Here is a 13184-nt window from a genome sequence, read left to right on the forward strand (position 1 = left end):
AAAGTCGCAGTATAGAAGCTGCGGCCAGGCGTTGCAGCCTTCACTTTGCGTGCCCTGACCCTTTCGCTGGCGCGGAAAACCTGCTTGACTGACGCTCTGCCCGACGTTCTCTGGAGTAATTCATGTCGCTGATTCACCTGACGTCACTGGCGGCGATCCCGGCCGCCGAGTGGGATGCGCTGTTGCCGGATGACCAGCCGTTTTTACGCCACGCTTTTCTGCTCACCTTAGAAGAGAGCGGCAGCGTGCGGCCTGCATCGGGCTGGCAGCCTGATCATCTGCTGTGGCGGGAAAATGGCGTGACCCGCGCCGCGCTGCCGGGCTACCGCAAACGCCATTCCCAGGGGGAGTATGTCTTTGATCACGCCTGGGCCGATGCCAGCCAGCGCGCCGGGATCCGCTACTACCCGAAATGGCTGGGTGCCATTCCCTTTAGTCCGGTCGGCGGCGCACGCCTGCTGGGTGAACCCTCTGCTGCCGCACAGCTGCTGTCGGCTCTGCCGGCGCACCTGTTGGAGCACGGCTTAAGCGGCGCGCACATCAACTTCACCCATGATCAGGCCAATACCCTGCTGGCCGATCAGCCCGACTGGCTCTCCCGGCTCGGCTGTCAGTATCACTGGCATAACCGGGGCTACCGCGATTTTCAGGATTTCCTGGATACGCTGATGTCGCGCAAGCGCAAACAGCTGCGTAAAGAGCGCGAACAGGTGGCGCAGAGTGGCTTTGTGTTTGATCGCTATCGCGGTGATCAGCTGCGCGAAGATCAGTGGGATTTTGTCTACACCTGTTACGCCAACACCTACGCGGTGCGCGGCCAGCGGCCCTACCTGACGCGTGACTTCTTCAGCCTGCTGGCGGAGCGGATGCCGCAGAATATTGTGGTGGTGATTGCCCGCTTACAGCAGCAACCGGCGGCGATGGCCTTTTATCTGCGCGACAGCCACGCGCTCTATGGCCGCTACTGGGGCTGTCTGGCGGAGTTTGACCGTCTGCACTTTGAAACCTGTTTCTATCAGGGGATGGATATAGCGCTTGATGAGGGGCTGACGCGGTTTGATGCGGGGGCGCAGGGCGAACACAAGCTGATACGCGGCTTTGAGCCGCAGATTACCCACTCCTGGCACTATCTGCTGCATCCCGGCCTGCGCGATGCCGTGGCAGACTTTCTGGTGCAGGAGCGGGAAGGCGTGCGCGGCTGGGCGGAAGAAGCGCGCGACGCCTTACCCTATCGACGCGGCGATTAATCGACGCCGACAAACCCGCCGGTCTGATGCTGCCACAGCCGGGCATACAGACCGTTCTGTGCCAGCAGCTCCTGATGGCTGCCCATCTCGGCAATCCCGCCTTTATCCAGCACCACCAGTCGATCCATCTTCGCGATGGTCGACAAACGGTGCGCAATCGCGATAACGGTTTTGCCCTGCATTAAGGACTCCAGGCTCTCCTGAATAGCCGCTTCCACTTCAGAGTCGAGCGCGGAGGTCGCCTCATCCATGATCAGAATCGGCGCATCCTTCAGCAGCACGCGGGCAATGGCCACACGCTGACGCTGACCGCCTGACAGTTTCACGCCGCGCTCGCCGACGTGCGCGTCCAGCCCGGTGCGCCCCAGCGAGTCGGAGAGCAGCGGGATAAACTCATCGGCGCGGGCGCGGTGAATGGCCAGTTGCAGCGCCTCTTCGGTGGCGTCGGGACGGCCATAGAGCAGGTTTTCACGGATTGAGCGATGCAGCAGTGAAGTGTCCTGGGTGATCATGCCAATCTGGCTGCGCAGGCTCTCCTGCGTTACGGCGGCGATATCCTGTTCGTCGATCGCAATCCGGCCACCGTTCAGGTCATAAAGACGCAGCAGCAGGTTCACCAGCGTGGATTTACCGGCACCTGAGGGACCAATCAGGCCAATCTTCTCGCCGGGTCTGATGTCGAGGTTAAAGCCGTTAATCACCTGGCGACCGCCGCCATAATCGAAGCGCACATCTTCAAAACGGATGTTGCCACGCGTTACCTTCAGCTGCTTCGCCTGCGGCGCATCCTGCACGCTCAGCGGCTGCGCAATGGTGTTCAGGCCATCCTGCACCATGCCGATATTTTCGAAGATGCCGTTAACCACCCACATGATCCAGCCGGACATATTCACCAGGCGGATCACCAGACCGGTTGCCAGCGCAATCGCCCCGACGCTGATCAGTGACTGGCTCCACAGCCACAACGCCAGGCCCGAGGTGGAGACAATCAGCAGGCCGTTCAGCGCCGACAGCGTCAGATCCATGCTGGTGACCATGCGGCTGGCGTGCTGAGTTTTGTCGGTCTGCTCCTGAATCGCCTCACGCGCGTACTGACGTTCCAGATCGCTGTGGGCGAACAGCTTAATGGTGGCGATATTGGTGTAGCCGTCAACAATGGTGCCCATCAGCTTCGAGCGCGCTTCCGAGGAGACCACCGAACGGGCTTTGACGCGCGGTACAAAGAAACGCAGCGAGGCGCTGTAGGCCACCATCCAGATAATCAGCGGGATCATCAGCCGCCAGTCGGCACCGGCAAACAGCACCAGTGAGGTGACGGCGTAGATCAGCACGTGCCAGATGGCGTCCACCAGCTGCACCACGGAGTCACGCAGTGAACTGCCGGTCTGCATAATGCGCTGGGCAATACGCCCGGCGAAATCGCTCTGGAAGAAGTTAAGGCTCTGGCGCAGCACGTAGTTGTGATGCTGCCAGCGGATCAGGCTGGTCATGCTGGGGCTGATGCTCTGGTGAACCAGCATGTCGTGCAGGGCAATAAAAATCGGCCGCAGAATCAGCGCCACCGCCCCCATCCACAGCAATATCGGCCAGTTATCCCGGAACAGGGTGGCGGGCGTGGAGTGATTGACCATATCGATAATGCGGCTCAGATAGCTGAACAGCGACACTTCAATCAGCGCTGACGCCAGGCCCACCACCAGCAGTGCCGCAAAACTGGGCCAGACCTGCCGCAGGTAATATAAGTAAAACGACCAGACCGTTGAGGGGGGCGAATCGGTGGGCGCGTCCTGAAATATATTGATAAAACGCTCAAAACGACGATACAACATAGCGATACTCTTTGTCCGGTAAAGAGCTACAGCTTAGTGCATGAACCCCATTCGGCTAACAGGAGAAAATATGGAAATCACGATACGGGCACGGGAACCACAGGATGCTGCCGCTTACCAGCGGCTCTACAGTCACCCCGATGTTTACCCCTGGACGCTGCAACTGCCGTTTCCCAGTGTCGCGACCTGGGAGAAGAAATTCGCCAGAATGGATGCAGAAGGGTTTATTGCGTTTGTGGCGGAAATCGACGGCGTGCTGGCGGGTGAGCTGACGCTGTTTGTCGATAACAAGCCGCGCACCCGCCACGCCATCAGCTTTGGGCTGGGGGTGCATCCCGATTTCGCCGGTCGCGGCGTCGGTGAACGTCTGATCCGCACCGCGCTGGACTATGCCCGCAACTGGCTGGGCATTACCCGCATGGCGCTGGAAGTGTTTCACGACAACGACAGGGCGCTGCGGCTCTATGAGCGGCTGGGTTTTGAGCGGGAAGGGGTAATGCGCCAGGCGGCACTGCGCGACGGCCAGCTGCGCGATGTGGTGATGATGGCGAAGCTGCTGCACGAGGCGTAATAAACGGCGCGGCAGCACTGCCGCGCCCTGTTGCACTACGGATTTTTAGTGCTGTATTGCTGCATGTTCTGCTGCGTCACCAGCTCAAACGGGATCCACTGGTGGGAATCGACCTTCTGTCCTTTGATCATCTGCTGCGCCACCTCAACCGATTTTTTGCCCTGACCCACGGCATCCTGGAACACCGTCACCGCCAGTTTGCCGCTGGCCAGCGCTTTCAGGCCATCCGGCGTGGCATCAATGCCGCCCACCAGAATGGTTTTCTTTGGTTTTGCCTGGGCAACCGCCATGGTTGCGCCAATTGCCATTTCGTCGTTGTTGGCGGCAACAATATCAATCTCTTCTCCGTTTGAGAGCCAGTTGAGCATTAAATCCATCCCCTCATTGCGCGCATAGTTGGCGGTCTGCTTCAGCACCACTTTCATGTCGGGATACTTTGCCACCACCTGCTCCACATCTTTCGTGCGCTGCAGCGCGCCCGCATCGCTGAGGTTACCGATCATAATGGCGACGTTGCCACGGTAACCGGCCTGTTTCGCCAGCGCTTCCATCTGCAATGTGCCGGACTCGCGTTCGTCAGATCCAACAAACACCACGCCCGGCGGCAGGGTTTTATCGCCCGGCGTACGGTTAACGTAAACCAGCGGAATGTGCGCCTGCTGCGCCAGTTTTGTCAGGGCAGGCGTACTGGCAGAGTCAACCGGATCGACAATAATCGCGTCCACCCCGGCGCTGATAAAGCTCTGGACCTGATCGGTCTGACGGCCCACATCGCCACGCGCATCTTCGAACTGCGCATCCAGCTGGCGCGCTTTGGCCTCTTTGGCGATCGCCTGGCGAATAATCGTCAGGAAGTTCTGGTCGAAATAGGCCATCGAGACGCCGATTTTTTCTGCCAGCGCCGATGTGGAAAGAGAGAGCAGACAGAGTAATGCCCATGCGCGTGTTTTCATTGCGGACTCCCGGGGTCAGCCTGATGGAATGTATTTTTCATTTATTGCAAAAATGGATAAAGAAGATCATTTGCAGCTTAGAAACTGCCGTCAGGTTTGACAACCCGCCTTTTTCACACTTGCTAACGCCGCCACACTTTGTCGTGAAATCGCCGCGTCATAGCTGTCAGCGCCGGTGAAATCCTCGACCTGGTGCACACTCTGCGGCAGAAGGCCGCAGCTTTTTGCGCTTTTGTGCAGCGCCGCACGGGCGGTTGTGGGGGTTGTCAGAAAACCGCGCAATCGGGCCTGACAATCTCAACATCCGCACAATGACCAATAGTTAGCCGCCTATCTATATTTCCTGAAGCGGGAAATTCCAGCGTTATTCCTGAAAAAAACCTCGTGGCGCACTCTGCCGCTTTTTAAGGAATTCAGCTCATGCCAAAAGACCCAACGCGTCAACGGACAAGCCATGTCCGCATCCTGATCCTCTGCCTGATCCTGTTTCTGTCGGTCGTGGCTTACGCCGACCGTTCGATCCTCTCGATCTCCGGATCGGCGATCAAAGAGGCGTTCGGCCTGTCGGCGATCCAGCTGGGGCTGATCCTCTCTGCCTTCAGCTGGGCCTACGTTATCGGTCAGATCCCCGGCGGACTGTTTCTTGACCGCTTCGGGGCCAAGAAAGTGTATGGCGTCACGCTGGCACTCTGGTCTGTCTCGACCCTGGCGATGGGATTTGTGGGGGAGTTCTCCAGCGGCATGACCGGCGCGCTGATGCTGATGTTTGGTCTGCGCTTTCTGCTGGGATTGATTGAGGCACCCAGCTTTCCCGCCAATGCGCGTGTGGTGATTATGTGGTTCCCCCGTTCAGAGCGGGGGCGGGCGTCATCGCTGTTCAGCTCGGCACAATATTTTGCCGTCGCCATCTTCTCGCCGCTTTCTGGCTGGCTGGTGTCGCGCTTTGGCTGGGAATGGCCGTTCTTTGTGCTGGGTGGCATCGGCCTGCTGGCGGTGTTTGTCTGGGCGACCTGGATGCGCGAGCCGCGCCACCATCCCGGCGTGTCGGAAAGTGAACTGCGCCACATCATTGATGGCGGTGCGCTGGTGGATATTGATGCGGCGCAGACGCTGAAAGCCCGCCCACCGGTCAGCAAAGCGATGTTCAGAAAGCTGCTCACCAGTCGCATGCTGTGGTGCGCCTATCTGGGTCAGTACTGCATCATCGCGCTCAGCTACTTCTTCATTACCTGGTTTCCGATCTATCTGGTGCAGGCGCGCGGCATGAACATCATGGAGGCGGGTTTTGCCACCATAGCCCCGGCGCTGTTTGGCTTTCTCGGCGGGATCAGCGGGGGTTACCTGTCAGACAAGTTAATCGCCCGGGGCTGGAGCGTTTCCTGGGCGCGTAAAACGCCCTATATCGCTGGCATGCTGATGGCATCGAGCCTGGTGCTGGCGGCGATTATTCCCGGGAACAGCGGCATCATCGCCATCATGTCCTTTGCCTTTTTCGGCAAAGGCATCGCGGCGGGCGCAGGCACCTGGACGGTGATCAGCGACACCGCCCCGAAAGAGGCGGTCGGTCTGGCAGGGTCCATTTTTAACGGCATCGGCAATATTGCCGGTTTCACCACGCCGCTGCTGTTCGGCATCATCGTCGGGCTGACCGGCAGCTACAGCATCGGGCTGGCGTTTGTGGCGGCGCACTGCGTGGTTGCGGCGCTGCTGTTCCTGCTGGTGATGGGACCGATTGAACGCGTGGGTGAAGAGACCGATCGCCCGGCATCCTCTCACAGTCAGGAGAAAGAAGATGGCATTAAAGCAATGTAATGTGCTGATCAAAGGGAAATTTCTGCCACCGCAGCTGATAGCGAAGATTGAAAGCACGTTTACCACCTTCCGGCTGTGGGAAGCGGAAGATGAGGCGGCTTTTCTGGCTGAACAGGGGGCTGCCATCGATATCCTGGTCACCAGCGGCAACGCGGTAATGGGCGCACCCGCCGCGCTGATCGCCGCGCTGCCCAATCTGAAAGCGATCTGCAGTAACGGCGTCGGTTATGACAGCATTGATACGGAAGCCGCCCGGTCGCGTGGCATTGTGGTGACTAACACGCCAGAGGTGCTGAATGATTGCGTTGCCGATCTGGGGATGGGGCTGCTGCTGGATGTGGCGCGCCGCATCAGTGAAGCCGATCGCTTTACACGTGCCGGGCACTGGTCGCAGGGCCGCTTTCCGCTGAGCAGCAAAATCGGTGGCAAGGTGTGCGGGATCGTCGGGCTGGGCAATATCGGCCAGGCGGTGGCAAGGCGTGCGCAGGCGTTTGAGATGGCGATTCACTACTACAACCCCCGTTCACGTCCCGACGTCCCCTATACCCGTCATGACAGTCTGGTGGCGCTGGCGCAGCAGGCCGATTTTCTGGTGCTGACGCTGCCGGGTGGGCCTGCCACGCGCCATATTATCAATGCCGGGGTACTGCAGGCGCTTGGCCCGCAGGGTTTTCTGATCAACATCGCACGCGGCAGCGTGGTGGATCAGCAGGCGCTGGTGGCGGCGCTGGAAACCGGGCAGATCGCCGGTGCCGGGCTGGATGTGTTTGAACAGGAGCCGCAGATCCCTGACACCCTGCGCCAGCGCGACAATGTGGTGGTGACGCCGCATATTGCCAGCAGCACCCGCGAAACCATGGCGGCGATGGCCAACCTGGTGTTTGAGAACATGCTGGCGTTTGCCCGTGGAGAGCCGGTGCTCACCCGCGTAGTGTAACGGCAACAAACACTTACAATGCCGAACGAAGCGTGCGGCAGGATGGCTCTCCTCTGACCACTTGCCCGCGCCCTGCCGCCGCACAAAACAGCCTGAAGAATATTTGTCCAGCTGCCGATATCACCTTACCACCCTCTGTTACTAAGGAGTGATAGCGTGATAAAGCTGATGACGATTGATGAACTGCGCCCGGGGATGTTTATCCACAAGCTGGAAGTGTGGTGGATAAAAGACCAGCGTATTCATAATCAGATGCTGATCACCGATCCACGACAAATTGCCACGTTACGCAGTGAAGGGATCCGCCAGCTCTGGATCGACCTCGATCGATCCGTGCAGGCACCGATTGCCTCCCCGGTCGCAAAGCGAACCATTGGCCGCACCCCGTTTTTTCAGGAGCTCGATCAGGCACAGCTGATCTTTCAGCAGGGCAAACCGAAAGTCCTGGCGATGTTCAACGAAGCGCGGCTGGGCAACGGCCTGAAGCTCGATTATATGATGGACCTGGTGGATGAAATCGCCGGATCGATCACGCGTGAACCCTCAGCAATGCTCAGCGTGGCACGGCTGAAAAATCATGATGATTACACCTATCTGCACTCGATGGCGGTCTGCGGGCTGATGATTGCGCTGGGTAAAAAACTTGGGCTGGATGAGCAGCAGCTGCGCCGGGTAGGGATGGGCGGTTTACTGCATGATGTCGGCAAAGCGGCCGTGCCGCTGGCGATCCTCAACAAAGCGGGCAAGCTCACAGAAGAGGAGTTCAGCGTAATGCGTGAGCATCCGGTGGTGGGCACGCAGATGCTGATAGAAGCCGACGCCGATGACGATCTGCTCGATATCGCCCTGCATCATCATGAAAAATATGATGGCAGCGGCTATCCGCATCGCCTGAAGGGCGAGGCGATCTCGCTCTACGCCCGTATGGCGGCGGTGTGCGATGTCTATGATGCCGTTACCTCAACCCGCTCCTATCGCAACGGCTGGACACCGGCAGAGGCGATGCACCAGATGCTGAGCTGGCGCGGCCATTTCGACCCAGGCCTGCTGCACACCTTCGTGCGGACCATTGGCATCTATCCGGTGGGCTCGCTGGTGCGTCTGGCGTCCGGCCGGGTGGCGCTGGTGGTAAAAGCGGGCGAAAAATCGCTGATGCGTCCCTGCGTGCATGTCTTCTGGTCGCTGCACGCCCAGCGCGAAGTGAAACCGGAGGAGCTCGATCTCGGCGACAGTTTCTGCACTGACAGCATTGTGGGCGCAGAGGACAGTACGCTATGGGGTAACGTCGATCTGAATCGTATCTGGGCGCTGGAAGTCGCCTGATTTTTCGCCATTTTTACACTATTTTTACGCCCGCCCGCTGCATTTTAACCCCTTCTTTATACGCCTCCGCGCAAGCTAAGCCATAAATCCAATCCTCTGGAGGTTCCTGTGAGCGTGGGCGTAATAACCGGCATTGTGCTGGTGGTGTTGTTGCTGGGCTATCTGATCTATGCCCTGTTAAATGCGGAGGCCTTCTGATGGCGGCCAATGCTTTTTTACTCATCGCATTTTATCTGGTGCTGCTGATGGTACTGGCGCAGCCGCTTGGCCGGGGTCTGGCCTCGTTAGTGGCTGACAAGCCCGTGTTTGCCCGCCTGGAAGCGCCGCTGTGGCGACTGCTGGGCGCACAGGATTCGGCTATGCGCTGGCCGCATTACCTGCTGGCGATTCTGCTGTTCAACGCGCTGGGTTTTGTGGTGCTGCTGGTCATCCTGCTGATGCAGGGATCGCTGCCGCTTAATCCACAGCAGCTGCCCGGCCTGAGCTGGCATCTGGCGCTGAACACCGCCGTGAGCTTCGTGACCAACACCAACTGGCAGTCCTACAGCGGAGAAAGCACCCTGAGCTATTTCAGTCAGATGGTGGGCCTGACGGTGCAGAACTTCCTCTCTGCCGCGACCGGTATCGCCGTCGCGTTTGCGCTTATCCGTGGCTTCGCCAGTCGCAGCGTGGCGACGCTGGGTAACGCCTGGCGTGACCTGACGCGCATCACGCTTTATGTCTTACTGCCTGTCAGCCTGCTGATGGCGCTGTTCTTTGTCAGCCAGGGCAGCATTCAGAACGTTGAGCCTTACCACAGCTTCTCCACGCTGGAAGGCGTACAGCAGACGCTCTCAATGGGACCGGTGGCGTCGCAGGAGGCGATCAAAATGCTGGGCACCAACGGTGGCGGTTTCTTTAACGCCAACTCTGCCCATCCGTTTGAAAACCCTAACGCGCTGACTAACCTGGTGCAGATGCTGAGCATCTTCCTGATCCCGGCGGCGCTCTGCTTCGCGTTTGGCGAAAGCGTGCGTGACCGTCGTCAGGGCCACATGCTGCTGTGGGCGATGACGCTGATGTTTGTCGCGGCGGTCACGGTGGTGATGTGGGCCGAACTGCAGGGCAATCCGCATTTCCTCCAGCTGGGGGCCGACAGCGCCGTCAACATGGAAGGCAAAGAGACGCGCTTTGGCATCCTTAACAGCAGCCTGTTTGCGGTCATCACCACTGCCGCCTCCTGCGGCGCGGTGAATGCCATGCACGACTCCTTTACCGCGCTGGGCGGCATGGTGCCGATGTGGCTGATGCAGCTGGGCGAAGTGGTCTTCGGCGGCGTCGGTGCCGGTCTTTACGGCATGCTGCTGTTTGTACTGCTGGCGGTGTTTATTGCCGGACTGATGATTGGCCGTACCCCGGAGTTCCTGGGTAAAAAAGTCGATGTCTGGGAGATGAAAATGACCGCACTGGCGATTCTGGTCACCCCGGCGCTGGTGCTGATCGGCACCGCACTGGCAATGATGACCGACGCCGGACGCAGCGCAATGGCGAACCCGGGCATTCACGGCTTCAGCGAAGTGCTTTACGCGGTCTCGTCAGCGGCCAACAACAACGGCAGCGCCTTTGCCGGACTGAGTGCTAACACACCGTTCTGGAACCTGTTGCTGGCGGTCTGCATGCTGCTGGGCCGTTTTGGCATCATCATTCCGGTGATGGCAATTGCCGGTGCGATGGCGGTGAAAAAAGTGCAGCCGGTGGGTAACGGCACGCTGCCCACCCACGGCCCGCTGTTTATTGCACTGCTGATTGGCACGGTGCTGCTGGTGGGCGCACTGACCTTTATTCCTGCTCTGGCGCTGGGCCCGGTGGCTGAGCATCTGCAACTTGTTCAGGGACAATCCTCATGAGTCGTCAACAACAGGCGTTATTTGACGCAGCCCTGCTGCGTACCTCGGCCTGGGATGCGGTGAAAAAGCTCGATCCTCGGGTGCAGTTCCGTAACCCGGTGATGTTTGTGGTCTGGCTCGGCAGCGTGCTGACCACGCTGCTGGCGCTGGCGATGCTGACCGGCCGGATCAGCGGCAGCGCCAGCTTTACCGGTGCGATTGCGCTCTGGCTCTGGTTCACCGTGCTGTTTGCCAACCTGGCGGAAGCGCTGGCAGAAGGGCGCAGTAAAGCCCAGGCCAGCAGCCTGAAAGGGGTGAAAAAGACCAGCTTTGCCAAAAAACTGTCAGCGGCACGCTATGGCGCGGAGTGGCAGCAGGTCGGTGCCGACCAGCTGCGCAAAGGCGACGCGGTACTGGTGGAAGCGGGCGATATCATCCCCTGCGACGGTGAAGTGATGGAAGGGGGAGCCTCAGTGGATGAGAGTGCCATTACCGGCGAATCTGCACCGGTCATCCGTGAGTCGGGGGGTGACTTCGCCTCTGTGACCGGCGGTACGCGCATTCTCTCTGACTGGCTGGTGATCACCTGCAGCGCCAACCCGGGCGAAACCTTCCTTGACCGGATGATCGCCATGGTGGAAGGGGCGAAACGCCGTAAAACTCCGAATGAGATCGCCCTGACTATCCTGCTGGTGTCACTGACCATTGTATTCCTGCTGGCGACCGTCACGCTCTGGCCGTTCTCGGCCTGGGGCGGCACGCCGGTCAGCATCACGGTGCTGGTGGCGCTGCTGGTCTGTCTGATCCCGACAACCATCGGTGGCCTGCTGTCGGCGATTGGTGTCGCGGGGATGAGCCGGATGCTGGGTGCGAATGTCATTGCGACCAGCGGTCGTGCGGTGGAAGCCGCAGGCGACGTGGATGTGCTGATGCTCGATAAAACCGGCACCATCACGCTGGGTAATCGTCAGGCGACCCAGTTCCTGCCCGCACCGGGCGTCAGCGAAGAGCAGCTGGCCGACGCCGCACAGCTCGCCTCGCTGGCCGATGAGACGCCAGAAGGCCGCAGCATCGTGGTGCTGGCGAAACAGCGATTTAATCTGCGCGAGCGCGATCTCAGCAGCATGGGGGCCAGCTTTATTCCGTTCTCAGCCCAGACCCGCATGAGTGGCGTGAACGTGCAGGACCGGCTGATCCGTAAAGGCGCGGTCGATGCGGTACGCCGCCATATCGAAGCGAACCACGGCCGTTTTCCTGCTGAGGTCAATGCGCAGGTGGAAGAGGTGGCACGCAGTGGCGGCACGCCGCTGGTGGTGTCAGAGGGCGCAAACGTGCTGGGCGTGGTGGCTCTGAAAGATATCGTGAAAGGCGGCATTAAAGAGCGCTTTGCCGAACTGCGCAAAATGGGCATTAAAACGGTGATGATCACCGGTGATAACCCGCTGACCGCGGCGGCGATTGCAGCGGAAGCTGGCGTGGATGACTTCCTGTCAGAGGCCACGCCGGAAGCCAAGCTGGCGCTAATCCGCCAGTATCAGGCAGAAGGGCGCTTAGTGGCGATGACCGGTGACGGCACCAACGATGCCCCTGCACTGGCGCAGGCGGATGTGGCGGTGGCGATGAACTCCGGTACGCAGGCGGCGAAAGAGGCGGGCAACATGGTCGATCTCGACTCGAACCCGACCAAGCTGCTGGAAGTGGTACACATCGGTAAACAGATGCTGATGACACGCGGTTCGCTGACCACCTTCAGTATCGCCAACGACGTGGCGAAATATTTCGCCATCATTCCGGCGGCGTTTGCGGCGACTTATCCGCAGCTCAACATGCTCAACGTGATGCAGCTGCACTCGCCCGCCAGCGCGATTCTGTCGGCGGTGATCTTCAACGCCCTGGTGATTATTTTCCTGATCCCGCTGGCCCTGAAAGGCGTCAGCTACCGCCCACTGAGCGCCGCTGCGCTGCTGCGTCGCAACCTGCTGATTTACGGTCTGGGTGGCCTGCTGGTGCCGTTTGTGGGCATCAAAGCAATCGATCTGCTGTTAGTGCTTTCAGGCATGGCCTGAGGAGAAAAAAATGAGTCAGTTACGTCCGGCAATTTTACTGTTGTTGCTGCTTACGCTTGTTACCGGCGTGGTTTATCCTTTCCTCACCACCGGTCTGGCGCAGTGGCTGTTTCCGGCCCAGGCCAACGGCTCGCTGCTGGAGGAGGAGGGAGTGGTGCACGGGTCCGCGCTGATTGGGCAGAACTTTACCCAGCCCGGCTATTTCTGGGGTCGTCCTTCAGCCACCAGTGATAAACCCTACAACCCGCTCTCTTCAGGGGGCAGCAATCTGGCCGCCAGCAACCCGGCGCTGGACAAAGCGGTAGCCGACCGCGTTGCTGCGCTGCGGGCCGCCAATCCGCAGGCACCTGGCGCGGTGCCGGTTGAGCTGGTCACCGCCTCAGCCAGCGGGCTGGATCCGGATATTTCGCCACAGGCCGCCCTCTGGCAGGCCCCGCGTATTGCCGCCAGCCGCAGGGTGCCGGTGGCACAGGTCGAGGCGCTGATTGAAAAGATGACGCATCGTCCGCTGATGCCCTTCCTCGGCACGCCGACCCTGAATGTGCTGCAGCTGAATATGGCGCTCAACGAACTGTAAGGTG

The 13184-nt window shown here is 59.8% G+C and carries 11 protein-coding genes; 9 read left to right on the forward strand and 2 right to left on the reverse strand.

Annotated elements, in window-relative coordinates:
• The first annotated feature begins 122 nt into the window (after positions 1 to 122).
• The gene (locus N5J69_RS17530) at positions 123 to 1247 is read left to right on the forward strand and encodes a GNAT family N-acetyltransferase (protein ID WP_279771858.1); all 1125 of its coding nucleotides are present in this window, start codon (positions 123 to 125) and stop codon (positions 1245 to 1247) included.
• Here the strand turns inward: N5J69_RS17530 and N5J69_RS17535 are convergent.
• Positions 1244 to 3076 (reverse strand): ABC transporter ATP-binding protein, encoded by a 1833-nt coding sequence (locus tag N5J69_RS17535; RefSeq protein WP_279771859.1) that lies wholly within the window; start codon positions 3074 to 3076, stop codon positions 1244 to 1246. The two genes, N5J69_RS17530 and N5J69_RS17535, sit on opposite strands and share 4 nt — an antisense overlap.
• A 70-nt stretch (positions 3077 to 3146) precedes the next feature.
• Here N5J69_RS17535 and N5J69_RS17540 point away from each other — a divergent pair, with 70 nt between their 5' ends.
• Positions 3147 to 3647 (forward strand): GNAT family N-acetyltransferase, encoded by a 501-nt coding sequence (locus N5J69_RS17540; RefSeq protein ID WP_279771861.1) that lies wholly within the window; start codon positions 3147 to 3149, stop codon positions 3645 to 3647.
• Positions 3648 to 3682: 35 nt separating this feature from the next.
• Here the strand turns inward: N5J69_RS17540 and N5J69_RS17545 are convergent, their stop codons facing one another.
• The gene (locus tag N5J69_RS17545) at positions 3683 to 4600 is read right to left on the reverse strand and encodes a sugar ABC transporter substrate-binding protein (RefSeq protein WP_279771862.1); all 918 of its coding nucleotides are present in this window, start codon (positions 4598 to 4600) and stop codon (positions 3683 to 3685) included.
• Between the two features lie 420 nt (positions 4601 to 5020).
• Between N5J69_RS17545 and N5J69_RS17550 the strand changes: the two genes are divergently transcribed.
• From N5J69_RS17550 to kdpC, 7 genes are all read left to right on the forward strand, one after another.
• Positions 5021 to 6412: an MFS transporter gene (locus tag N5J69_RS17550; RefSeq protein WP_279771863.1), complete on the forward strand. Its 1392-nt coding sequence runs from the start codon at positions 5021 to 5023 to the stop codon at positions 6410 to 6412.
• Entirely contained in the window at positions 6393 to 7349 is a 957-nt protein-coding gene (locus tag N5J69_RS17555; protein WP_279771864.1) for a 2-hydroxyacid dehydrogenase, read from the forward strand. Before N5J69_RS17550 ends, N5J69_RS17555 begins: the two co-directional genes overlap by 20 nt.
• A gap of 156 nt (positions 7350 to 7505) precedes the next feature.
• On the forward strand, positions 7506 to 8672 hold the full coding sequence (locus tag N5J69_RS17560; protein ID WP_279771865.1) for an HD-GYP domain-containing protein: 1167 nt from the start codon (positions 7506 to 7508) through the stop codon (positions 8670 to 8672).
• A 108-nt stretch (positions 8673 to 8780) separates the two neighbouring features.
• Positions 8781 to 8870, forward strand: coding sequence for a K(+)-transporting ATPase subunit F (gene kdpF / locus N5J69_RS17565; RefSeq protein ID WP_010253443.1), 90 nt, complete (start codon positions 8781 to 8783; stop codon positions 8868 to 8870).
• A complete protein-coding gene (gene kdpA / locus N5J69_RS17570) occupies positions 8870 to 10558 on the forward strand; it encodes a potassium-transporting ATPase subunit KdpA (RefSeq protein ID WP_279771866.1) in 1689 nt (562 codons plus the stop codon). The genes kdpF and kdpA overlap by 1 nt, the downstream gene beginning before the upstream one ends.
• Positions 10555 to 12603, forward strand: a complete 2049-nt coding sequence (gene kdpB / locus N5J69_RS17575) for a potassium-transporting ATPase subunit KdpB (protein ID WP_279771867.1) — start codon at positions 10555 to 10557, stop codon at positions 12601 to 12603. Before kdpA ends, kdpB begins: the two co-directional genes overlap by 4 nt.
• Before the next feature lie 10 nt (positions 12604 to 12613).
• Complete coding sequence (kdpC, locus tag N5J69_RS17580) at positions 12614 to 13180, forward strand: potassium-transporting ATPase subunit KdpC (RefSeq protein ID WP_279771869.1); 567 nt, start codon at positions 12614 to 12616, stop codon at positions 13178 to 13180.
• Positions 13181 to 13184: the final 4 nt, after the last annotated feature.

Origin of the sequence: Pantoea sp. GD03673, assembly GCF_029844725.1 — a bacterium.
GTDB lineage: Bacteria > Pseudomonadota > Gammaproteobacteria > Enterobacterales > Enterobacteriaceae > Pantoea.